The 20,824-nt window shown below is 72.8% G+C and carries 20 protein-coding genes and 1 riboswitch; of the genes, 12 read left to right on the forward strand and 8 right to left on the reverse strand.

What is annotated here, in order from left to right:
- Positions 1-4 precede the first annotated feature (4 nt).
- Both ACZ5CZ_RS09785 and ACZ5CZ_RS09790 read right to left on the reverse strand, forming a co-directional pair.
- Positions 5-853 carry a bifunctional 5,10-methylenetetrahydrofolate dehydrogenase/5,10-methenyltetrahydrofolate cyclohydrolase gene (locus ACZ5CZ_RS09785; protein ID WP_468940924.1) on the reverse strand — a complete coding sequence of 283 codons (849 nt, stop codon included), beginning with the start codon at positions 851-853 and terminating at the stop codon, positions 5-7.
- Positions 854-877: 24 nt separating this feature from the next.
- A riboswitch (ZMP/ZTP riboswitch) is annotated at positions 878-961 on the reverse strand.
- Positions 962-1,160: 199 nt separating this feature from the next.
- The gene (locus tag ACZ5CZ_RS09790; protein ID WP_385842502.1) at positions 1,161-1,532 is read right to left on the reverse strand and encodes a nuclear transport factor 2 family protein; all 372 of its coding nucleotides are present in this window, start codon (positions 1,530-1,532) and stop codon (positions 1,161-1,163) included.
- A 172-nt stretch (positions 1,533-1,704) separates the two neighbouring features.
- Here ACZ5CZ_RS09790 and ACZ5CZ_RS09795 point away from each other — a divergent pair, with 172 nt between their 5' ends.
- Complete coding sequence (locus tag ACZ5CZ_RS09795; RefSeq protein ID WP_385842503.1) at positions 1,705-1,998, forward strand: hypothetical protein; 294 nt, start codon at positions 1,705-1,707, stop codon at positions 1,996-1,998.
- Positions 1,999-2,042: 44 nt separating this feature from the next.
- Here the strand turns inward: ACZ5CZ_RS09795 and ACZ5CZ_RS09800 are convergent, their stop codons facing one another.
- Positions 2,043-2,819 carry an acyltransferase domain-containing protein gene (locus tag ACZ5CZ_RS09800; RefSeq protein ID WP_468940928.1) on the reverse strand — a complete coding sequence of 259 codons (777 nt, stop codon included), beginning with the start codon at positions 2,817-2,819 and terminating at the stop codon, positions 2,043-2,045.
- Positions 2,820-3,055: 236 nt separating this feature from the next.
- Between ACZ5CZ_RS09800 and ACZ5CZ_RS09805 the strand changes: the two genes are divergently transcribed.
- Complete coding sequence (locus ACZ5CZ_RS09805; RefSeq protein ID WP_468940930.1) at positions 3,056-4,144, forward strand: S-(hydroxymethyl)mycothiol dehydrogenase; 1,089 nt, start codon at positions 3,056-3,058, stop codon at positions 4,142-4,144.
- Positions 4,144-4,773 carry an MBL fold metallo-hydrolase gene (locus ACZ5CZ_RS09810; RefSeq protein ID WP_468940933.1) on the forward strand — a complete coding sequence of 210 codons (630 nt, stop codon included), beginning with the start codon at positions 4,144-4,146 and terminating at the stop codon, positions 4,771-4,773. The genes ACZ5CZ_RS09805 and ACZ5CZ_RS09810 overlap by 1 nt, the downstream gene beginning before the upstream one ends.
- 122 nt (positions 4,774-4,895) lie before the next feature.
- Here ACZ5CZ_RS09810 and ACZ5CZ_RS09815 read toward each other — a convergent pair whose 3' ends face one another.
- Positions 4,896-6,284 (reverse strand): pyridoxal phosphate-dependent decarboxylase family protein, encoded by a 1,389-nt coding sequence (locus ACZ5CZ_RS09815; protein WP_468940935.1) that lies wholly within the window; start codon positions 6,282-6,284, stop codon positions 4,896-4,898.
- Positions 6,285-6,369: 85 nt separating this feature from the next.
- Here ACZ5CZ_RS09815 and ACZ5CZ_RS09820 point away from each other — a divergent pair, with 85 nt between their 5' ends.
- The 3 genes from ACZ5CZ_RS09820 to ACZ5CZ_RS09830 all read left to right on the forward strand — a co-directional run bounded on the left by ACZ5CZ_RS09820 (position 6,370) and on the right by ACZ5CZ_RS09830 (position 8,913).
- On the forward strand, positions 6,370-7,764 hold the full coding sequence (locus tag ACZ5CZ_RS09820; protein ID WP_385842510.1) for an aminotransferase-like domain-containing protein: 1,395 nt from the start codon (positions 6,370-6,372) through the stop codon (positions 7,762-7,764).
- 141 nt (positions 7,765-7,905) lie between these two features.
- Complete coding sequence (locus ACZ5CZ_RS09825) at positions 7,906-8,601, forward strand: L,D-transpeptidase family protein (RefSeq protein WP_385842511.1); 696 nt, start codon at positions 7,906-7,908, stop codon at positions 8,599-8,601.
- 126 nt (positions 8,602-8,727) lie between these two features.
- Positions 8,728-8,913 carry a hypothetical protein gene (locus ACZ5CZ_RS09830; RefSeq protein WP_450783665.1) on the forward strand — a complete coding sequence of 62 codons (186 nt, stop codon included), beginning with the start codon at positions 8,728-8,730 and terminating at the stop codon, positions 8,911-8,913.
- An 85-nt stretch (positions 8,914-8,998) separates the two neighbouring features.
- On the opposite strand, the gene ACZ5CZ_RS09835 is transcribed toward ACZ5CZ_RS09830, so the two are convergent.
- Positions 8,999-10,372, reverse strand: coding sequence for a S1 family peptidase (locus ACZ5CZ_RS09835; protein ID WP_468940939.1), 1,374 nt, complete (start codon positions 10,370-10,372; stop codon positions 8,999-9,001).
- A 178-nt stretch (positions 10,373-10,550) separates the two neighbouring features.
- Here ACZ5CZ_RS09835 and ACZ5CZ_RS09840 point away from each other — a divergent pair, with 178 nt between their 5' ends.
- Positions 10,551-11,729 (forward strand): MalY/PatB family protein, encoded by a 1,179-nt coding sequence (locus tag ACZ5CZ_RS09840; RefSeq protein ID WP_385842516.1) that lies wholly within the window; start codon positions 10,551-10,553, stop codon positions 11,727-11,729.
- A gap of 63 nt (positions 11,730-11,792) precedes the next feature.
- Entirely contained in the window at positions 11,793-12,179 is a 387-nt protein-coding gene (locus tag ACZ5CZ_RS09845; protein WP_385842517.1) for a PPOX class F420-dependent oxidoreductase, read from the forward strand.
- Between the two features lie 21 nt (positions 12,180-12,200).
- On the opposite strand, the gene ACZ5CZ_RS09850 is transcribed toward ACZ5CZ_RS09845, so the two are convergent.
- Positions 12,201-14,963: a hypothetical protein gene (locus ACZ5CZ_RS09850; protein WP_468940943.1), complete on the reverse strand. Its 2,763-nt coding sequence runs from the start codon at positions 14,961-14,963 to the stop codon at positions 12,201-12,203.
- A 483-nt stretch (positions 14,964-15,446) separates the two neighbouring features.
- Here ACZ5CZ_RS09850 and ACZ5CZ_RS09855 point away from each other — a divergent pair, with 483 nt between their 5' ends.
- The 3 genes from ACZ5CZ_RS09855 to ACZ5CZ_RS09865 all read left to right on the forward strand — a co-directional run bounded on the left by ACZ5CZ_RS09855 (position 15,447) and on the right by ACZ5CZ_RS09865 (position 18,271).
- A complete protein-coding gene (locus tag ACZ5CZ_RS09855) occupies positions 15,447-16,400 on the forward strand; it encodes an STAS domain-containing protein (protein ID WP_468940946.1) in 954 nt (317 codons plus the stop codon).
- 168 nt (positions 16,401-16,568) lie between these two features.
- Positions 16,569-17,003 carry a DUF5994 family protein gene (locus ACZ5CZ_RS09860; protein WP_385842520.1) on the forward strand — a complete coding sequence of 145 codons (435 nt, stop codon included), beginning with the start codon at positions 16,569-16,571 and terminating at the stop codon, positions 17,001-17,003.
- Positions 17,004-17,077: 74 nt separating this feature from the next.
- Positions 17,078-18,271 (forward strand): PP2C family protein-serine/threonine phosphatase, encoded by a 1,194-nt coding sequence (locus tag ACZ5CZ_RS09865; protein WP_385842521.1) that lies wholly within the window; start codon positions 17,078-17,080, stop codon positions 18,269-18,271.
- Positions 18,272-18,308: 37 nt separating this feature from the next.
- On the opposite strand, the gene ACZ5CZ_RS09870 is transcribed toward ACZ5CZ_RS09865, so the two are convergent.
- On the reverse strand, positions 18,309-18,791 hold the full coding sequence (locus ACZ5CZ_RS09870; RefSeq protein WP_468940950.1) for a DUF5994 family protein: 483 nt from the start codon (positions 18,789-18,791) through the stop codon (positions 18,309-18,311).
- 239 nt (positions 18,792-19,030) lie between these two features.
- Between ACZ5CZ_RS09870 and ACZ5CZ_RS09875 the strand changes: the two genes are divergently transcribed.
- The gene (locus tag ACZ5CZ_RS09875) at positions 19,031-19,315 is read left to right on the forward strand and encodes a hypothetical protein (RefSeq protein WP_385842524.1); all 285 of its coding nucleotides are present in this window, start codon (positions 19,031-19,033) and stop codon (positions 19,313-19,315) included.
- Positions 19,316-19,508: 193 nt separating this feature from the next.
- Here the strand turns inward: ACZ5CZ_RS09875 and ACZ5CZ_RS09880 are convergent, their stop codons facing one another.
- On the reverse strand, positions 19,509-20,780 hold the full coding sequence (locus ACZ5CZ_RS09880) for a hypothetical protein (protein WP_468940953.1): 1,272 nt from the start codon (positions 20,778-20,780) through the stop codon (positions 19,509-19,511).
- Positions 20,781-20,824: the final 44 nt, after the last annotated feature.

A 20,824-nucleotide genomic window follows, 5' to 3' on the forward strand; every position in this document is an offset into this window, starting at 1 on the left:
TCCCTCAGACTCCGAGCTGCCGGGCGGCGGCCGTCACGGTCTGCTCCAGCAGCGTGGCGATCGTCATCGGACCCACGCCGCCCGGCACCGGAGTGATCAGCGAGGCCCGCTCCACGGCCGAGTCGAAGTCGACGTCACCGACGTTCCCGGGGTTGTATCCGGCGTCGATCACCACCGCCCCGGGCTTGATGTCCTGGCCGCGGATCAGCCGCGGCCGTCCCACCGCGGCGACGACGATGTCCGCCTCCCGGACCGCCGCCGACAGATCCGCCGTCCGCGAGTGGCAGTACGTCACGGTCGCGTCCCGGGCCAGCAGCAGCATGCCCACCGGCTTGCCGAGGATCGCGCTGCGGCCCACCACCACTGCCCGCTTGCCGGCCGGGTCGACGCCGTACTCGTCCAGCAGCCGCAGGATGCCGCCCGGCGTGCAGGAGACGAAGCCCGGCAGACCGAAGCTCATCGTGGCGAAGGAGGCGAAGGTGACTCCGTCGACGTCCTTCTCCGGCGCGATCGCCTCGAAGGCGGCCCGCTCGTCGATGTGTTCGCCGACCGGGTGCTGGAGCAGGATGCCGTGCACGAGCGGGTCGGCGGACAACTCCCGCAGGGTCGCGACGAGTTCGGCGGTCGTGGTGGTGGCGGGCAGCTCCACGTGCCGGGACTGTATGCCGGCCTTGCGGCAGCGGTTCTGCTTCATCCGCACGTAGGTCACGGACGCCGGGTCCGCGCCGACCAGCACGGTCGCCAGACAGGGCGCCGTACCGGTGCGTGCGGTGAGGTCGGCGGCCCGCTTCGCGGTGTCCTCCACGATGCGGCGGGCGAGGGCGGTTCCGTCCATGAGACGGGCCTGGGTCATGCGGCACTCCTGAGCTGTTCGGCATCTGCTCGCCCAGGCGCACGGCATCCACGGTCACGGGCCGCTCCCCGGTGGTGCTCCACCTCAGCGCCAGTCACGGCCCGGGGGACAGCGTAACCGACGGCGCGTCCGGCCCCCGGCCTCGCGGTTCCGTGCGCAACGGTCCGCCGCCCGCAGCACCGACCGGAGCAGAGCGGTCCAGCGGGTCTGGCCCACCGCCGCCCGTGCCGAGAAGGTCCAGGTCAGCCGGGAGGTGACCTGGACCCTCGCGGTCCTCCTTCCGCAGCCCGTCCGGCCGGGGGCGCGCCTAGCCCTCCGCATCCCAGGCCTGGATCAGCAGCTGATCGGCGATCTTGCCGTCGCGCAGCGTGATCATCGACTCGGCGATGACACGGGTGCCGTCGGCGTACTCGCAGGACTCGCTGAAGGCGGCGTGGTCGCCCTGGACGACACACTGCTCCAGCTTGTGCGTCATGTCGCGGCTGTAGACGTCGTTCAGCAGCTCGGCGATCTGGTTCCGGCCTTGCAGGACGGTGGGGTTGCTGGGCTGGTGGTCGCGGTCGACGATGCGGATCTTCGCATCGTCCGCATAGAGCGCCAGCAGCGTGTTCCCGGTGTTGCCCTCGATGCCCTTGCGCAGTGTGTCGGCGTTGAAGGCGGATCCTGTTGTGGTGCCCATGGTGACCTCCGTCAGGCGTCCGCGGCCCGGCGAGGAGCCGGTCGCGCTGGCCCCACCTATGAGACTCCTCCGGCCCGGCGGCCCCGGCAAGCGCAGCCGCGGTGCTCCGCCTCACGGGTGAGCGCGGCCGGCGGACCGTGTCCGGGCGCGGCCCGCCGCCGTTGCTGAGGGCATGATGTCAACACGACGTATCGTCGCCGCCCTCGGTCTCGCCGCCGGGGTCACCGGCCTCGCCGCACCGCTCGCCCAGGCGGCTCCGGACTCCGGGCAGATCAACCCCATGGCCGTGCTCGACTCGCTGACCGTCAGCGACATCCCCGCGCAGCACAAGGCCGAGGTACCCCGGGTCTCCGAGCAGGTGCGGCCGCTGAACCAGCTCAGCGAGCTGAACCGGCTGAGCGAGCTGCACCAGGTCACCGACCTCGTCGCCCCGGTGACCGGCCTGCTGCCGGCCGTGCAGGCCTGAACCGCCGGAGCGCAGCCGAGGGCCGTCCCCGAGCGGGGCGGCCCTCAGTGCTGTCGTCCCCTTCCGTAGCCGCCGCTCAGCGCCGGCCAGTCCCGGCACAGGGCGAGGACGGACGACGTGGCACCACCCTCGGGGAGGCAGCCGCGCAACCCGCGGCCGAGGACGTCCTCCGCGCCCAGTTCCAGCCACACCCGCACCCCGTCCCGGTACAGCAGGCCGGCCGCCTCCGCGCACCGGGCCGGGGCGCCCGCCAGCCAGAACTCCGGATCCGCCGTCTCGACGCCCACCGGGCGGCCGGTGCGGTCGGAGATCAGCGGGACCCGTGGCGGGCGGGGCCGGAGGGTGGCGAGCGTACGGCCGTAGGCGCCGAGAATCCCGGCGGTACGGCCGGAGTGCGGTGCCGGACCGGGGCGGCCGTCCAGCAGCCGGGCCAGGGTGCCGACCGCGTGACAGGCGTCCGCCAGCGTGAACACCCCGGCGGCGTACGCGGCGGCCATCCGCCCGGCCGCGTGGCCGAACACCACGTCCGGCCGGACCCCCCAGCTGCGCAGCAGCCGGTACTGCGCCGTCTGGAGCGCGAAGACCGCCGGACCGCTGTACGAGACCCGGTCCAGCAGCGCCGCCGTCCGGGTGCCGCCGGCCGCGAACATCACGGATTTCAGGGGGAGTTCGAGATACGGATCCAGGCGCGCGCAGATGTCGTCCAGGGCCGTGGCGAACTCCGGGAAGGCGGCGTGCAGTTCACGTCCCGCCCCGGGCCGCGGGGAGGCGCCGGCCGAGAACAGGAAGGCGGTACGTCCAGGGCGGCCGTCAGGGAGCATGCCCCCATTGAGGCACGGCCGGACCGCGGGGACACACCAGGCAGATTCCCGCACCCTGCAAAAAGATTGTCATCATAGAATGGCCTTATTCGGTCAAATTCTTTCATCGTGGGGTCGTTGCCCGGTGTTCCTGCGGCCGGAAAGATCCACGATCACCGCCGTGGCCCGTGCCACCGCCCACCGGTCCCGCGTAGGGTCGGCAGCGCGAAGCCACACCGAAGGAAGGGACCAGGCCCATGGCGCAGCATGTACGCGGCGTGATCGCACCGGGGAAGGGCGAGCCGGTGCGCATCGAGACGATCGTGGTGCCGGACCCCGGGCCCGGCGAGGCCGTCGTACGCGTGCAGGCCTGCGGTGTCTGCCACACCGACCTGCACTACAAGCAGGGCGGCATCTCGGACGACTTCCCCTTCCTCCTCGGCCATGAGGCCGCCGGCGTCGTGGAGTCGGTCGGCGAGGGCGTCACCGACGTGGCCCCGGGCGACTTTGTCATCCTCAACTGGCGTGCCGTGTGCGGTCAGTGCCGGGCCTGTCTGCGCGGCCGCCCCTGGTACTGCTTCAACACCCACAACGCCCGGCAGAAGATGACCCTCGCCGACACCGGCCGGGAACTCTCCCCGGCCCTCGGCATCGGCGCGTTCGCCGAGAAGACCCTGGTGGCCGCCGGACAGTGCACCAAGGTCGACCCGGCGGTCTCCCCGGCCGTCGCCGGACTCCTCGGCTGCGGGGTGATGGCCGGCATCGGCGCCGCGATCAACACCGGCAACGTCGGCCGCGGCGACTCGGTCGCCGTCATCGGCTGCGGGGGCGTCGGCTCCGCGGCCGTCGCCGGGTCGCACCTCGCCGGAGCGGCGAAGATCATCGCCGTGGACATCGACGACCGCAAGCTGGACAAGGCCCGCAGCCTCGGCGCCACCCACACCGTCAACTCCAAGGAGACCGACGCGGTCGCCGCGATCCGCGAGCTGACCGGCGGCTTCGGCGCCGACGTCGTCATCGAGGCCGTCGGCCGGCCCGAGACCTACCAGCAGGCCTTCTACGCCCGCGACCTGGCCGGCACCGTCGTCCTGGTCGGCGTCCCCACCCCCGAGATGAAGCTCGAACTGCCCCTCCTCGACGTCTTCGGCCGCGGCGGTGCGCTGAAGTCCTCCTGGTACGGCGACTGCCTGCCCTCCCGCGACTTCCCCATGCTGATCGACCTGCACCTCCAGGGCCGGCTGCCGCTCGACGCGTTCGTCACCGAGACCATCCGGCTGGACGAGGTGGAGCAGGCCTTCGAGCGGATGCACCACGGCGACGTGCTGCGCTCGGTGGTGGTGCTGTGATGGCCGCCCGCGTCGAACGCCTCGTCACCAAGGGCCAGTTCACCCTCGATGGCGGCACCTGGGACGTCGAGAACAACGTCTGGCTCGTCGGCGACGACCACGAGGTCGTCGTCATCGACGCCGCCCATGACGCGGAGGCCATCGCCCGCGCGGTCGGCGACCGCCGGCTCACCGCGATCCTGTGCACCCACGCCCACAACGACCACGTCGACGCCGCCCCGGAACTCGCCGACCGCACCGGCGCGCTCATCTGGCTGCACCCCGACGATCTGCCGCTGTGGCGGATGACCCACCCCGACCGCGAGCCCGACCGGCATCTCCTCGACGGCCAGGTCTTCGAGGCCGCCGGCGCCGACCTGACGGTCCTGCACACCCCCGGACACGCCCCCGGCGCGGTCTGCCTGCACGACCCCGGCCTCGGCGTCGTCTTCACCGGCGACACCCTCTTCCAGGGCGGCCCCGGCGCCACCGGACGCTCCTACTCCCACTTCCCGACCATCATCGACTCGATCCGCGACCGGCTCCTCACCCTGCCGCCCGAGACCAAGGTCCTCACCGGCCACGGCGACTCCACCACCATCGGCGCCGAAGCCCCCCACCTGGAGGAATGGATCGCACGCGGCCACTGACACCACGCCGTCCGGCGGTCGGCCGAAGACGCCGGGCCTGCCCGGCGCGCGCCCGGACACCGCCGGACAGCGGTTCCGGGCCGTACCGTCGGCTCATCGGGTCGGCCACCACCCCTGAACCCTCACCCCGAGGCCGCCCCCAGCGCGTCCAGCACCCGCTGGGTGTCGGCCTCGGTGGTCCGCCAGTTGCTGAACGCGGCACGCAGCCCCGGCACCCCGCCGTACACCGTCGGCGTCAGAAACGCCTCCCCGGTCGCGGCGACCGCCCGCGCCAGCTCCGCCACCCGCTTCTCCGTGGGGTCCTCGGCCAGGGTGAAGCAGACGACGTTGAGCCGCACCGGCGCCAGCAGCCGCAGCCCCGGCAGCGCGTCGACGCCCGCGCCCAGCCGGCGGGCGAGGGACACGTTCCGCTCCACGATCTCCCGGTGTCCGGCGCGCCCGTAGGCCACCAGCGAGAACCAGGCGGGCAGGGCCCGCAGCCGGCGGGAGTTCTCCGGGGTGAGATGCAGGAAGTCCGGCTCGCCGACGGGCAGCCCGAGGTACGGCGAGGCGTTGTGGAACACCGCCACCTGGAGATCCCGGCGCCGGGTGAACTGCACGGCCGCGTCATAGGGGACGTTGAGCCACTTGTGCAGGTCCACACAGACCGAGTCGGCCGCGTCGAGCCCGTCGACCAGCGCGGCGTACGCGGGGGACAGGGCGGCGAAGGCACCGAACGCCGCGTCCACGTGCAGCCAGAAGCGGTGCCGTTCCTTCAGCGCCGCGATCGCCCGCAGATCGTCGAAGTCGACGCTGTTCACCGTGCCCGCGTTCGCGACCACGATCGCCGGCCGGCCGTCCAGCTCGGCGAGCGCCGCCTCCAGCGCGGCCACGTCGACCGCCTCCCGGTTGCCCGGCAGCAGCGGCACCGGGCGCAGCCGGTCCCGGCCGATGCCCAGCACCGACATCGCCTTGGTGACGCTGGAGTGGGGGCTGCCGGAGAGGACGTCGACCGGGCCCAGCGCGGCCGCACCGGCCCGGGAGACGTCCACGCCCAGCTGCTCGCCGAGCCACTCCCGGCCGATCGCCAGCCCGACCGTGTTGGACGCGGTCGCGCCCGTGACGAACGCCCCGCTGTGCGCCTCGCTCAGCCCGAACAGCTCCCGCAGCCACGCCACGGTCTCCCGCTCCAGCTCACCCGCCCAGGAACCCCCGGCCCCCGACAGGTTCTGGTCGAACGCGGAGGTCAGCCAGTCGCCCGCGACCGAGGCGGGGGTCGCGCCCCCGGTGACGAAGCCCAGATAGCGGGGCCCTGCCGAACCGGAGAAGCCGGGCGCCCACCGCTCGGCGAACCGGGCCAGTGCGGCCTGTCCTCCCGCCCCCTCGTCCGGGAGGGATGCGCGCGCGGGCGGCGGGCCGGCCGCCACGACCGGCCGGGCGGCCAGCCCCGCCGCCTCCTGGGCGGCGAAGTCACGGGCGGACTGGAGGAGTTCGGGAAGCCGGGAGAGATCGTCGGCGAGGTTGCGGTGCATGCGGCGCAGCGTAGACCGCGGAACAGGCCCGAGGACCGGTCCACTTCGCGGAAACTGGACCAGTGCGCTGGGACACAATGACGCGGTGGACACTGGATTCGTCGCCGCGCTCGGCGACTGGCGCGCCCGCCCCGCCCCGCTCGCCCGCGCCCTGGCCGCAGCCGTACACGAGGCCGTGATCGACGGCCGGCTCCCGGCCGGCACCCGGCTGCCCTCCGAGCGGGAGCTGGCCCGCACCCTGGGCGTCAGCCGCGGCACCGTGGTCACCGCGCTCACCCTGCTGCGCGACGACGGCTGGCTGCACACCCGGCACGGCAGCGGCAGCGCCGTACGGCTGCCCGCCCGCCTCACCGAACGCACCACGCCCTGGTCCCTGGACCGGGGCGGCGCCCCGGACGCCGGACTCGACCTCACCCTCGCCGTCACCGCCGCACCCCACGAGGCCTACCTCGCCGCGCTCGCCCGCGCCGCGGCCCGCAGCGCGCCCCTGCTGGTCGACTCCGGCGTCGCCACCGCGGGCCTGCCCCGGCTGCGCGAACTGCTCGCCGACCGCTACACCCGCGCCGGCCTCGCCACCCGCCCCGAGCAGATCCTCGTCACCTCCGGCGCCCAGGCGGCCCTCACCCTCCTCCTGGACCAGCTGCACACCGACCGCAGGGCCCCCGTCGTGGTGGAGAACCCCGCCTACCCCGGCGCCCTCGCCCTGCTGCGCGCCCGCCGCGCCCGCCTGCTGCCCGTGCCGGTCTCCGCGGCGGGCTGGGACACCGGACACCTCACCGCCGCCGTACGCCGGCACCGCCCCCGGCTCGCCTATCTGGTCCCCGACTTCCACAATCCGACCGGCGCCCACATGTCCGGGCCGGACCGCCGGGCGATCGCCGCGCTCGCCGAGCGGGAGGGGCTGACCGTCCTCGCCGACGAGACCCTGCGCGACCTGGATTTGAGGACCCCGCCCGGCACCGAACCGCATCTCGCCGGGGCGCGAGTGATCCAGCTCGGCTCGGCCAGCAAGACCCTGTGGAGCGGCCTGCGCGTCGGCTGGATCCGGGCCACCGCCGACCTCGTACGGCACCTGCGGCAGCACCCGCTCCAGGCCCAGCTCGCGCCACCGCCCCTGGAACAGCTCATCGCCGCGGAACTCCTCGGCGACCCCCTCGCCGGCCTGCTCGCCGACCGGCGGGCCCGGCTGCGCGCCCAGCGCGACCATCTCGCCGGGCTGCTCGCCGGCACCGGATGGACCTACACCGTGCCGGACGGCGGTCTCACCCTCTGGCTGCACCTGGGCGAGGGGCCGCGCGCCACCGAGCTGGTGGCCCGGGCCGCCGCCCGGGGCGTCGCACTGCCCCCGGGCCCGCACTTCGCCGCCGACCGCACCACCCTGGCCCGCCATGTCCGCCTTCCGTTCACGGCGACAGCGGAGGCCATGGAACGGGCGGTGCGGGTGTTGCGGGAGTGCTGGGAGGGACCGGCCGGGCAGTGACGAAGTTCACCGTTTCGTCACAGGCGGGCCGGAACCACAACCCTGGCGGGGCGAAGCAGGTCTAGTAGGGCGAGACCGTGGGAAGTGCGCAAAGGAGCACCCGGGGGAGACTCCGGGCAAAGGGGAGACGAGGGGACCGTGATGGGGGACATACGCAGACGAGGCGTCGTCGCGCTGGGCGTCACCGGGCTGGTGGCGCCGCTCACTCTCGCGCTGACGGCCGCGCCGGCCCAGGCGGCGAGCTGTACGACGCGGAGCGGGCCGTACCAGAAGCAGGTGGAGAAGTTCCTCGGGAGGCCGGTCGACGGCAAGCAGTCCGCCGCCGACTGCACGGCGATCCGGGCCTTCCAGAACCGGCACGGCATCAGCCCCGCCATCGGCTACGCCGGACCGGTGACCTGGGGCGTGATGGACCTCATGACCAAGCAGAAGGCCGTGGGGAAGAACCCGAACAAGGACGGCGCGTGCCCGGTGAACAAGGGCCGGATCGCCTGTGTGAACCTCACCCTCCAGCTGAGCTGGATCCAGGACGGGAAGAAGCTCGTCTACGGCCCGGTGCCCGTGCGCACCGGCCGCAAGGGATTCACCACCCGCACCGGGCTGAAGAAGATCTACTGGCGTGACATCGACCACGTCTCGACCGTCTACAACGTGCCCATGCCCTACAGCCAGTTCTTCGACGGCGGCCAGGCCTTCCACTCGGTCGGTCTCAGCATGTGGAACCCGCCGGGCTCGCACGGCTGCGTCAACATGACCAGGACGGACGCCAAGAAGTACTGGTCGCTGCTGAGGAAGGGGGACGACGTCTTCGTGTACGGCCGCAAGCCGGGCACCTGAGGAGGACGGGTGAGGGTCCGGTGTGAACTCCCCTTCGTGGCTTGACACATCGACGTGATGAGCAACACGGTCTGAAATGTCCGTATCGAGTGCAGTTACTCACAGCGCCTTCACGTTGATCGGCATATGCTTCACAGCATGTCCACCACTGTTGAAGCCGTCTCCGAGCGATCGGCCGCGGAGGTCAACGAGGAGATCCGGGCCCTGTGGCGCCGGGCGGGCGGGACACTGACGAGCGAGCAGCGCGCGGAATACCAGCGCCTCGTGATGGAGTGGGCCGCCGCGGCCCCCCGACCGCAGCGTGCCGCCTGATCGATTCGGCGAGCATCCGCGCTCACCCTCCCGGGCACCCGTGACCACACGGGTGCCCTTCTCGTGCATCCTCTGTAGGCCGTACTCAGCCCCACATTGCCGAATACTGCTGCTGATAGGCCCTGCGGTCCTGCTCGGCCCGGATGTACCGGGTCGCGACCAGCGCGACCAGACTGCCCGCGATCACCAGCAGACCGGGGCCGATGGTGCGGGTGTCGGCCAGCCGGGCCAGCAGCGTCCGCCCCTCCGCCGCACCGGTGACCGGCGCCGGGGAGCCCGGTGCGGCCGCGCTCGGCGCCACCGCACCCTGCCCCTTCGAGGCCGACGGCGAGGGGGAGGGCGTCGTCCCCGGTGGCGACACGAACAGCTCGACCTTGAGTGCCGTCAGCGCCGGAACCACCGGCTGGAAGAAGGTCGTCCCGCCCGTCGTGCAGTCGCCGCTGCCGCCCGAGGTGACCCCGAGCGCGACGCCGTCCGAGAACAGCGGGCCGCCGCTGTCACCCGGTTCGGCGCACACCGTCGTCTGGACGAGCCCGGTGACCGTCCCCTCCGGGTAGTTGACGGTCGCGTTCAGCGCGGTCACCTGGCCGTCGTGCAGGCCGCTGGTGCTGCCGCTGCGGAACACCCGCTGCCCGACCGTCGCATCGGCCGCCCCGGTGATCCGCACCCCGTTGCCCCCGCCGATCGCGACCACGTCCGCGCCCGCGCCGGCCGTCCCCGAGGCGTACCGCACCAGGGAGAAGTCGTTGCCGGGGAAGGTGCTGTTCACCGTCCTGCCCAGCTGCTGGTCCCCCTGGCCGCCCGCGAACCAGGTGGTGCCCGCGGGGCCGCAGTGCCCGGCGGTCAGGATGAAGTCGCTCTGCCCGTCGGTGACATTGAACCCGGCCGAGCAGCGCCCGCCGGTCGACAGGATCGGCTGGGCGCCGTTCAGCCGCGTGGTGAACCTGCCCTGCGTCCGCTCCATGTGCACGAAACCACCGATCCCCGCGGCGACATGGGACATCCGGGCCCAGTTCGCCGCCGACACCGTGCTGTCCGCCTGCACCACCACCCGGTTGGTGCGGTAGTCCACCGCCCACGCCGTACCCGCCACCCTGGGCGCCGAACGCAGCGCCGCCGTGGCCGACTTCAGCTCGTCCATGCTGTGCGGCACCAGCTTCGCCTCGGCCCCGGCCTGCCGTACCGTCCGCGCGGCCGCCGCGTCGGTGACCGCCACCACCGGCCGCCCGTCGGCGCCGATCCAGTTGCCCGCCGTACGGGCCGTACCGAGCCGCGCCACCAGCGCCGTACCGGTGGTCCCGGAACCCGCGCCACCCGTGGCGGAACTGAGGGGTCTGGCGGCGGAAGGTGTCTCACCGGCCAAGGCCGACTGGGCGACCATCGCGCTGCCCAGAAGAAGTCCGCCGACCGCCGCCAGCCGTGTCACTCGCCGGACGAGGCGTCGTCGTGCGTGCCGCATGCAAGGCTCCCCAAACCGAACCCGAACGCGCTCCGCCGAATCCCGGGGCGCCAGGCCCCCGGCTCCCCGCGGGCCCGCCCCTCCATACGCGGCCGCACGCCCGGGCGTTCAGCGGCCGGCCCGCACATCCCGCGACGCCGTGTTCCCGCACCCCGCGCGGCGCCCTATCGTGAGCCGCATGACCGGCATCCCGCGGCACACCACCGGCGCGTCCGATCCGCTGCGTGTCCTCGGCCTGGAGCGGCTACGGCGTCGTACCAGCGTGAAATGGCGCACCTACCCCGAGGACGTACTGCCGCTGTGGGTCGCCGAGATGGACGTGCCGCTCGCCGAACCCGTCGTCCGCGCCGTCACCGACGCCCTCGCGCTGGGCGACACCGGGTACGCGGCCGGGACCGGCTACGCCGAGGCGCTGGCCGCCTTCGCCGCCGCACGGTGGGGCTGGCACGGGATCGCCGTCGAGCGCACCGCGGTCGTGCCGGACGTGATGCTCGGCGTGATCGAGATGCTCAAACTGGTCACCCGGCCCGGCGATCGGGTGATCGTCAACCCGCCCGTGTACCCGCCCTTCTTCGAGTTCGTCGCCCACCTGGACCGCACGGTGGTCGAGGCGCCGCTCGGCACCGGGCTGCGGCTCGACCTCGAACGCCTGGAAGCAGCGTTCCGAAAGACCACGGCCGGCGGTGGCCGCGCCGCGTTCCTGCTGTGCAGTCCGCACAACCCCACCGGAACCGTGCACACCGGGGAGGAACTGGCGGCGGTCGCCGCGCTGGCCGAGCGGTACGGCGTCCGGGTCGTCGCCGACGAGATCCACGCCCCGCTCGTCGCCCCCGGCGTCACCTTCGTGCCGTATCTGAGCGTGCCCGGCGCCGACCGCGGCCTGTCCGTGATGTCGGCCTCCAAGGGCTGGAACCTGGCCGGGCTCAAGGCCGCCGTCGCCCTTGCCGGACCCGGGGCCGCCGCCGACCTCGCCCGGCTGCCCAAGGAGGTCGGCCACGCCCCCAGCCATCTCGGTGTCATCGCGCACACCGCGGCCCTGCGCGAGGCCACCGGGTGGCTCGACGACCTGCTCACCGGGGTCCAGGCCAACCGCCGCCTGCTGGCCGAGCTGCTCGCCGACCGGCTGCCCGCCCTCCGCACCCACCCGGCCGAGGCCACCTATCTCGCCTGGCTCGACTGCCGTGCCCTCGGCCTGGGCGACGACCCCGCGCAGGTCTTCCTCGACCGCGGCCGGGTCGCGCTCACCTCGGGTGTGCCCTTCGGCACCGGCGGCGCGGGCCACGCCCGGCTGAACCTGGCGACCTCGCCGGAGATCCTCACCGAAGGGATACGGCGGATGGCGGCGGCCCTGTCCTGACCGGGCGCAGCGCGCGGCGGGTGCGGGACGGGCGGCAGCGGGGGCTTTCCGTAGACTGCCGGGATGGACGACACGCGGCTCGACCGGCTCGGTTCCGGCAAGTACCTGCTGGTCACCAGCTATCGCAAGAACGGCACCCCGGTCGCCACCCCGGTCTGGGTGGTGCGCGACGGGGACACACTCGGAGTGTGGACGGCCGCCGACAGCTGGAAGGTCAAGCGGATCCGGCGCCGCCCCGACGTCCTGGTCGGCCCCTGCGACGTACGCGGCAACCCCACCGGTGACCAGACGCCGGCCACCGCCGTGCTCGCCGACCGGGCCACCACCGCCCGCTACCGGACCCTGATCGCCCGCAAGTACGGCGTCCTCGGCCGCCTCACCCTGCTGGGCAGCCGGCTGCGGCGGGGCCTGGACGGCACCGTCGGGATCCGGGTGACCCTCACCGGCTGAGGGCCACCCGGACCGCGCGTCCTACGACGCGTCCAGCACCGAACCGGTCAGCTCCAGGCCGCCCGTCTGCGGCTTGCCGGTCCGCGGATCGACCTGCCGGAACCGCACCGACTCGGCCGGCTCCTTCACCCGGTCGGTGACGGTGGGCACGGTGATGTCGGCGCTGCGCTTCCCCGCCGGGATGTCCACCCACAGATAGAGGCCGGTCACCTCGGACAGCGGGCGCTCGGGATCGGGCGACTCCCCGGAGTTGTCCCGCAGCCAGCGCGCCGGAACGTCCTTGGTGGACAGCTCCGGAGCGGATGCGGGGGCCACGACGAAGAACGCGCTCATGTCCACGTCGACCGCCTCGGACAGGGAGAGCCGCCACGTCAGCGGCTTGCCCTCGGCCACCCGGCCGGCCACCGGGGTCACGGTCATCCGCGGCGCGGGATCGTCGTCGTGCACCGTGATGCCGCCCCGGTGGGAACCGACCACCGCGCGGTGCACCGCCTTCACCAGGACGTCGTACGACACATCGGTGCCGTAGCGCGTGTTGCCCTGCACCGTGATCGGCACATCGATGTCATGACCGCCCGGACGCACCGTCACCAGCCGGTCCTTGGCCTGTCCGGTGACCGGGTCCAGGACGTACACCCGTACCTGGCCGCTGCCCCGGCCCGTCACCTCGACCGGCACGTGATAGGTGCGGGTCCCGGAGTCGCCCTCGGCCACGGTCGTGCGGCCGATGTCCACGCGCGGCAGTTCGGCGGCGCGCACCGCCGGGGTCCCGGCCCGCCAGCCCCACGCGTCCATGAGCCAGGCCCGCCCGGACGCCGAACGCGGCGTCAGTTTCAGGGAGGTGACGGAGCGCAGATCGAGCCCGGCGCGCCGGGCCGCGGTCAGCGGCAGCCGGATCTCGCGCGCCCAGTAGGAGGCCGTCCGCTCACTGCCGGGCAGCCCGTCGGCCCGGACCTCGCCGAGTGCCGCCTTGCGGCCCCGGGCGTCGGTGACGGACACGTCCAGCCGGGTGCCGTGCGAGTTCGGCGGCACGAACAGCCGCAGCGCCAGCGCCGTGGAACCGGACAGCGACAGCGGCCGCGGCGCGGTCACCCGGGCGGCGGCGCCGGCGCGCGTCCAGTGCAGCGCGATCGCGTGCCGCCCCGTCTCCCGGCCGGTCTCCCACATCGCGAAGTGCGGCGAGGCACCCTTCGTGCCCTGGCCCAGACAGGCCTTGGACGGGCTCGGATCGACCGCGTCGCACAGCCTGGCACCGCGCACCGAGACCCCGCCGTCCGGCAGGAACCCGGCACCCCGGCCCGCGCCCACGGCATGGCTGAGGACCCGCGCCGGATCCGCCGACGGCGCCCGCTTCCCGGAGCCGTCCAGCAGCGGCCGCACCCGGTCGTCCCCGGCGACGAACAGCCGCGCGGCGGCCGCGATGTAGGTGGAACCGGCCCGGTGCTGCTGGTCGGCCGTCAGCCGGGTCGCCGCCTTCTTCCCGCACACCGGGTCGGGGTGCTGCGGGTCGTCGTAGAAGTCGTCCTCGGCGGGCGCCGCGGCCCGGCCCGGCGTCCACTCCGAGTTGAAGAAGTTGTGGTCGGCGCCGATGACGTACACGGCGCTGTGCAGCGCGCCGCCGGTGCTGACCCCGCGCGTCCCGTCGACGTACACCTCGCCCTGGAGGTCGGAGACATCACCGTCGCAGCCCGGCAGGATCGTCATCGACGGCACGTCGGCCACCGGGTTCTGGCCGAAGGCGGTCGGGCCGATGAGGACGGTGCCGCGGATGGTCCAGCGGACCGGGCCGCGGTAGCCGTCCTGGTCGGCGGGCGGCGGGTAGAGGCTGTCCAGCGCGGCGCGGTTGACGCCCTCGCCGCCCCGCGAGTGCCCGACGAGCAGCACCCGGGACAGGTCGGCGCGCGGCGCCTTTTGTACGACCGCCGGAGCCGACGCCGGGTGGTCGGACCAGTCGGCCCAGCGGGCCAGGTGCATCCGCACCAGCGCGGACCGCGCTTCCGCGCCGCCGTCCTCGGCAGTGTCGTCCTGGCCGTTGATGCCGTTGGCGGAGATCGACACGGTCACATAGCCCTGCGAGGCGAGGAGCCGCTGGTCACGCAGATAGCCGCGGTGGCTCGGCACCGGCTTGGTGCCGGCCGCGCAGGGCCAGTCGCCGGTGATGTGCCCGCCCTTGTAGCAGGTGTAGTGCCGGCCGTGCAGGAACAGCGCCAGCGGCCGCTTGCCGGACGCGCCGACCGGTGCCACCACCACCGCGCGCATCTCCACCGGAGCGGCGAAGCCGGGTATGTGCACCGACTTCAGGCTGTACTCACCAGTCGTGGTGCGGTAGGCGCCGGGCTTGCCCGGGTCCACGCCGCCCGCGGGCAGCGGCGCGGGCGGCCGCACCGCCGGCCCTGCCCCGGCAGCCGCCACGGGCGCGTCCAACCGCCGCCCCCCGGCCCACACATGCAGGTCCCGCAGCCCGCCCGGCACCCGCGCGCCGAGCGGCAGCCGGAAGGTGCGCCCGTCCTCGCCCGGCTGCGGCACGCCCAACAGGCGGTCGCCCGCGCGGAATTCGACCCGGGCGTCCCCCATGGGCACCGGCCGGTCCGACCGCCACACCAGCTGCGGCGCGGTACGCCCGCCGGTGATCCCCCAGCCCGGCGGCAGCGCCCCGCCGTCCGACGACGTCAACTCCCCGCCGCCTCTTGGTGCCTGACTGTCTGCTGCCGCCAGCCCTGGGGATGCGCCCGCCACCGCGAGCAACGCGGCGGCGGTCACCCATATACGCCGGGCACGGATCACAGTTCCTCCTGGATGACCCCGGTCTCGGGCGTCCCGGCCGACCCGGGAGCCCCTCGCCCCCGGAGGACGGAGTGCGGAGACTGTGGGTTGCCTGTGAACAGGAGGTGATCGATCACATCGGGGGGAGGCGAGCGCGGTGACGCCGGCCGGTGCCGACGACGTCCGTCGTGGCCTAGGTTGCACGGGGTTGGGACCGGAGGCGGTGGACATCCCGTAGGTAGGGGTCAGGCAGAGAGCACGGCAGGCGGATGCGCTCGGCTCGGATGAGTCTGGCCGACGCCACATTCCCGGTTGCCGACGACGTAGGGTGAGGGTACCGAGGGCATCACGCATTCCGACTCTCCTGTCGGGTCGTCCTCGGCGAGAGACGAATCCCGGGCCGCCCGAGCGGGCGGTGCGGAGACGGGTCGGCATCATGGCCACCGCGAGCACAGCGACTCCGCGACCTTCCCCGGTCATCGCCCTTCTCTGCCGAGGGGCGGCGTGACGGTCGTGCAGCGTCTGGACATCCACCGGCGTGACCGGGGAGAGCAGGCCCTCGTCACGCTCGTCGGCGCGATCGGACCGGCCACGGCTCCGCTGCTGCGGGCTGCGCTGGAACAGTGCCTGCGCGACGGCGTGACCGGCATCGACATCGATCTCACCACCGTCGGCTCCTGTGACTCCAAGGGCCTGGACGTCTTCCTGACGGCGTCGCAACGCGCGGACCGGGTCCATGCTTTCGTGCGGCTGCACCATCCGTGCGCGCAGATCACCCGACTTCTCGCCGTCAGCGGCTCCGCCTCCCTGCTCAGTGAGGTGCCGGGCGCGTCTCCGTCGGCCGACGAGGCGCAGGGCGGCGGCCTCGTCAGTGCACCAGTCGCCAAGGACGGGATCCGACTCCGCCGCCTGACCCGCTGGCAGGCGGAGGACATGAGCGAGGACATCGCCGACCTGGCCGGGGAACCCGTCGTGGGCTTGTCAGCGAACGCGAGCCGGGAGCGGGGCGACTTCTTGGGGCGGCTTGCCGTCAGCGCCCGACAGCCCGGCTTTGCATTGCTGGTTGCCGAAACGACGGTGCTGGTGGGGTGCGCCTTCGGATTCCCGGTGATCCCCCATGCCCGCTGGGAGCGGGGGTTGCAGGAGGGCGTCCAGCGGCTCACCGGCTGTGCCCGGTTCCTGCTCCTCACCCAGGTCGTGGCGCATCATCACGCCCAGCGCCGAGACATCGGTCGCCGTCTGCAACAGCGTCTGCTGGCCGACCGGCACAGCATGCTCGGCGTCGCCCTGATCCATCCGGCAGACCAGGCCGGCCAGGCTGCCTTCGAGTCCTGGGGCTGGCGAAACTACGGAGAGATGGTGGGGCTGCCCGGTACGGGCGCACCCTGCGTGCTGGTCCTCTTCCCCGAGAACGCGCCGGTAGCGGCGCCTCCGGCCCTGGGCCCGGGCCGGGCGTAGCCTGGGAGACACCGAGAGCATGTCGGGCGCACGACCAGGGCGGCGCCGCTCCCGGCGAGTGACGAAAAAGGGACGGCCCCAGGCTGCCTGGAACGGGATCTCACGATGGACTCCGTCACACCATCCGCCGCAGGTACACCACCACGGGACAACGGGCACACATATACGATGCCGCTGTCGCGGCTGAGCCTCACCCCGGAGGCCAGCCATGGTCCACTGGACGGAGCGTGGTGGCCGCGTTGTGACGCCCTGGCCCTGGAGCTGCCCGCGCTCGTGGGCTCGCTGGACCCCGGCCACGGTACGGTGACCCGCGTCACGGTGGGTGCTGCCGCGTGGCCTGACGCCCCGGGAACGGTGTCGGCGCCCGACCACCTGATCGAGGTCGTCCTGAGCGACGCCGCCGACGAAGCGCAGGCCATCACCCTGGAGTGCGGCACCGTGGGGCGCTGGGAGCTGCTGGTCATCCCGCCCGACGAGCCGGCGGGAACGGCCGGCCGGCTGCTGACGGCCGCCGCCGATCCCTGGAACACGCAGTCGGCTCAGCGCATTCTCGCCCGTGTCGAGGACGGCCAGGAGTGCGGCAGGCAGCGGAACGGCCCATGATGGACTGACGGGACCGGCAGCTCGATCGTCGGCCACCGCCGCCCGTGTCCGCGTGGATCACGTCGGGTGAGCGTATGACGGCTGAATCGCGCGTGGACCGCTCCGAGAGCTTCGGGGAAGCGCTTCTCGGGATGGTTCTCGATCGCGCGCATGAGCTCCCGCCCCACCTCATCGGCCCATTGGTCGCCGACATGATGGAGCGGCTGGGGGGCCGCCGTCCGCAGGTCCTGCTGCAGGACTACGGCCAGCTGCTGCTCGTACCCCTGCCCGGCGAGGGGCTCGCGGGCGGGGACCCCCAGGTGATCGACGATTCCGCCGCGGGCCGCTGCTTTCTCGGTGCGCTGCCCGTCGAGCTGCCCGAGGGCGACGGCGTACGCATACACCTGCCGCTGCTCGACGGCGGCGACCAGGTGGGCGTCATGGCCGTGACGCTGGACCGGGTCGACGACGACGACCGCCGCATGCTGCGCCGGCTCTCCGCTCTGGTGGCCGACCTGCTGGTGACCAAGCACGGATATTCGGACCTGTTCTTCCGTACCCGACGCCGTGAACGGATGAGCGTGGCCGCCGAGATCCAGTGGGCGCTGCTGCCGCCCCTGGCCATGATCATGCCGCACGTCGCCCTGGCCGGAGTCCTGGAGCCCGCCTACGACGTGGCGGGGGACAGCTTCGACTACGCGCTCAACGGCGACGTCCTCCACCTGGCCATGATCGACGCGATGGGGCACGGCCTCGGCGCGGCCACGATGGCCACCGTGGCCATCGGCGCGTACCGCTACGCCCGCCGCCTGAGTACCGGCCTGACGGAGATCTACGCCTTCATGGACGACGCCGTGGCGAAGCAGTTCGGCGCCGAGCACTTCGTCACCGCGCAGATGATGCGGCTGGACACGACAACGGGCCAGCTCGAGTGGGTCAACGCCGGCCACCCCGCGCCGATACTCGTCCGCGACCACCGTGTCACGCACCGACTGGTCGGCCCGACGACTCTCCCCGTGGGCCTGGGCGGCGCGCAGCCGGAGGTGAGTGCGCTGGGGTTGGAACGGGGAGACCGTGTCCTGTGCTTCACCGACGGGCTGATCGAGGAGCACGCGGCGGGCGAGGAGCAGTTCGGGGAGGAGCAGTTGATCGATTGGGTCAACGGGCTGGAGAGAACCGGCCGCGGGGTCCGGGCGGTGGCGCGCGCCCTGTCGCACACACTCAAGCGGGCGCGGGGCGGCCGGACCACGGACGACGCGACGCTGCTCCTGGTGGAGTGGCGCGGTTGACCGGGCGGCCGAGTCTGTCCCGGTGCGAGGCGTCTCATCAACCCGACGCCGCCTGCTTGCCTCCTGTGCCGATGAGGATCTGCTCCGCAGAGCTGATGTTGCCGGCCAGGACGGCCTGGGCCATCGCCGCGTGAGCGGCCTCGGGGGTCGCCTCCGGTGGGATGACCAGCAGTGAGAAGTGGTCCCTGGCGCCCCGGGTGATCAAGATGGTCTCATCACCCACCGGGAAGGAGTCCACGTGCACCACGCGGTCATCGATGGCGATCCGCGTCGGTAGCCCTTCCCAGGCCGTGGCGTCCAGCCCGACCCGGCTCAGGGGGCCGAGGTGCTCCGTGAGCGCGTCCAGCAGTGCCGGCAACTCCGCACCGATGTCATGGGACCTCGGCCACCCCGCCCCGTCGAGAACACCTTCGCGCGATGCCGTCGTCTCCAGCCGGAGCAGCGCACACCCCGGCCGTACCGTCTGGCGGATGCCGCTCGGCAGATGCCGGGGACCATGGGATGTGTCGGAGTCGGTCATGAGGATCACCCGTTCGGGATCCGGCAGCGAACACGGGACGCGCCTCGCCTCTGCTGCCTCTGACCACGCTACTCCCCATCTCCCGAGCACCCGCGTCGCCGGGCGCCCTATACAAAGGGTGGAAGCCGCATGAGGGGCTGCGCAGCGGGCACCCGGACGGAAGAGGCTGTGAGCGAGGCCGCAGAGTCGGCTGCCCACTGGCATCAGCAGCCTCGGAGACCACCGTGAGAGCGCCAGCCATGACGACACTGCGTGAACGCAAGACCTACCGCAAGGCCATCCTTCGGCAACTCTACGGAGCCATGGAGCACAACCGGCCTGAGGTCGGCGGGGCGGCACTCCGCGAGGAGCTCCAGCTACCCGACGACGACCTGTCCGCAGCCTGCGCCTACCTGGCCGACGAGGGCCTGATCACCGTCGACTGGACGTCACACAAGACGCCCGCCACCGCCTCACTGTCCCATGACGGCATCAGGTTCATGGAGGCGGAAGAGGAATGGGGTGGCCCCAGGCAGAGCGAGTGACACGGCGTCTACGGCAGAGCGGTGGGTGGGGCCGTGTCATGTCGCACCGGATGTGCGGACTCCAGCGCCAGGGCCAACCCCACATCACCGCCCAGGAGTTGGTGCGGGTCACACCGCTCTCGTCCAGCCACCGGTGTGGCTGGAACGAGAGTCCGCAGGGGGACACCGTGGCCGGTCGTGTGCGCTCAGCCGGTCAGAGCTGTGGCTGCGGCATCCGTTGCCAGCTGAAGGGGCCGTAGGTGGTGTCGGTGACGGGGTGGTTGGCGTTGGGGTCCGCGGTCAGTTTCAGCCATTCCAGGGGGGTGGTGCTGCCGTGCACGACGATCCGGTGGAAGTTCGGGACGTTGTAGTACGGGTGCTCGTTCCACGCGTTGTTCCCCGGGTCGTGGGCGCACACGCCGGCGCCGGTGGCCGGGTCCGTCTCGCCGGTGCACGTCGCCGTCGGCGACAGCGGGTTGTCCGAGCGGTAGAGGTGCGAGTCACCGTTGAGCATCAGCACCGGCCGGCCGAACGCGGTCGTCTTCGCCGCGACCTCGCTGATGATCGGCTCGTAGTTCGTCAGGTGGTCCTTGGTCTTGCCGTCGAGGTCCCACATGTCGGCCTGTGCCGAGATCACCACCGCCTTGGCGTGCTCGGCCTGCGCGTCGGCGAAGGCGGCGTCGAGCCAGCGGACGTCGGCCGCGGTCCGGTCGGTCCGCTCGTCGGTCTGCGCCTGCGGTGCGGTCGGGACCTTGTACCAGGGGTCGGTGTCGTTGTTCGAGCCGCCCGGCACGTTGATGGTCACGAAGACGATGTCGTTCTGCGCCCACCTCACGTTCTCGACGTACTGCGCGTCGCCCGGGTGGCCCGGGTCGTAGGCGGTGGCCTGGGACACCACGTTCAGTGTCCCGCTGCCCAGGGTGCGGCCGGGCTGCGCGAAGAAGTCCTGCCGGACTCTGGCGAGGTTGTCGAGCGGGCTGCCGCAGTGGTAGCTGACGCAGTCCGCCGGGTCGGTCGACAGGCCGCTCGCGCCGATGTACGTGATGCCACCGGACGCCGAGTCGTAGAAGCCGCCGCCCTGGCCGGGCGAGGTGAGGCTCGACGCCTTGTGGCAGTCGGCCCACTCGTTGTCGCCCGGCGTGTAGACGAGCGGCTTGGTGAAGGTCTGCCATGCGGACGCGATCGAGGCGTCGTAGTCCTCGGTGCAGAACTCCTTGCCCGAATGGATGTCGCCGACGTGGAGGACATCGCTGACGCTCGGGTCACTGTTGATGGTGCCGATGAACGCCGGGGTCTTCTGGAACTGCGAGGTGTCGGCCGTCTGGCCCGCAGGGGCGTACGCCGACCTGCCGTACGGCGAGTCGCCGAAGACGGCGAGCGTCAGGGGGGCGGAGGCCGCCGACGCCGGGGCCACCGGCCCCACGGAGGAGGCAAGACCGACGGCGACGAGCGTGACGAGCCCGCGCTTCAGCGTGCGTCTCAACATGCGTCCCTCTTTCAGATCCGGTTGAGGGGGGCGGCGCCCCAGTG

It is taken from the genome of Streptomyces sp. NPDC031418 (assembly GCF_055581605.1).

Coding starts and splice junctions, on each gene's coding strand:
- ACZ5CZ_RS09785 (WP_468940924.1), bottom strand. CDS start 853: ATGACCCAGGCCCGTCTCATGGACGGAACCGCCCTCGCCCGCCGCATC.
- ACZ5CZ_RS09790 (WP_385842502.1), bottom strand. CDS start 1,532: ATGGGCACCACAACAGGATCCGCCTTCAACGCCGACACACTGCGCAAG.
- ACZ5CZ_RS09795 (WP_385842503.1), top strand. CDS start 1,705: ATGATGTCAACACGACGTATCGTCGCCGCCCTCGGTCTCGCCGCCGGG.
- ACZ5CZ_RS09800 (WP_468940928.1), bottom strand. CDS start 2,819: ATGCTCCCTGACGGCCGCCCTGGACGTACCGCCTTCCTGTTCTCGGCC.
- ACZ5CZ_RS09805 (WP_468940930.1), top strand. CDS start 3,056: ATGGCGCAGCATGTACGCGGCGTGATCGCACCGGGGAAGGGCGAGCCG.
- ACZ5CZ_RS09810 (WP_468940933.1), top strand. CDS start 4,144: ATGGCCGCCCGCGTCGAACGCCTCGTCACCAAGGGCCAGTTCACCCTC.
- ACZ5CZ_RS09815 (WP_468940935.1), bottom strand. CDS start 6,284: ATGCACCGCAACCTCGCCGACGATCTCTCCCGGCTTCCCGAACTCCTC.
- ACZ5CZ_RS09825 (WP_385842511.1), top strand. CDS start 7,906: ATGGGGGACATACGCAGACGAGGCGTCGTCGCGCTGGGCGTCACCGGG.
- ACZ5CZ_RS09830 (WP_450783665.1), top strand. CDS start 8,728: ATGCTTCACAGCATGTCCACCACTGTTGAAGCCGTCTCCGAGCGATCG.
- ACZ5CZ_RS09835 (WP_468940939.1), bottom strand. CDS start 10,372: ATGCGGCACGCACGACGACGCCTCGTCCGGCGAGTGACACGGCTGGCG.
- ACZ5CZ_RS09840 (WP_385842516.1), top strand. CDS start 10,551: ATGACCGGCATCCCGCGGCACACCACCGGCGCGTCCGATCCGCTGCGT.
- ACZ5CZ_RS09845 (WP_385842517.1), top strand. CDS start 11,793: ATGGACGACACGCGGCTCGACCGGCTCGGTTCCGGCAAGTACCTGCTG.
- ACZ5CZ_RS09860 (WP_385842520.1), top strand. CDS start 16,569: ATGCCGCTGTCGCGGCTGAGCCTCACCCCGGAGGCCAGCCATGGTCCA.
- ACZ5CZ_RS09865 (WP_385842521.1), top strand. CDS start 17,078: ATGACGGCTGAATCGCGCGTGGACCGCTCCGAGAGCTTCGGGGAAGCG.
- ACZ5CZ_RS09870 (WP_468940950.1), bottom strand. CDS start 18,791: ATGACCGACTCCGACACATCCCATGGTCCCCGGCATCTGCCGAGCGGC.
- ACZ5CZ_RS09875 (WP_385842524.1), top strand. CDS start 19,031: ATGACGACACTGCGTGAACGCAAGACCTACCGCAAGGCCATCCTTCGG.
- ACZ5CZ_RS09880 (WP_468940953.1), bottom strand. CDS start 20,780: ATGTTGAGACGCACGCTGAAGCGCGGGCTCGTCACGCTCGTCGCCGTC.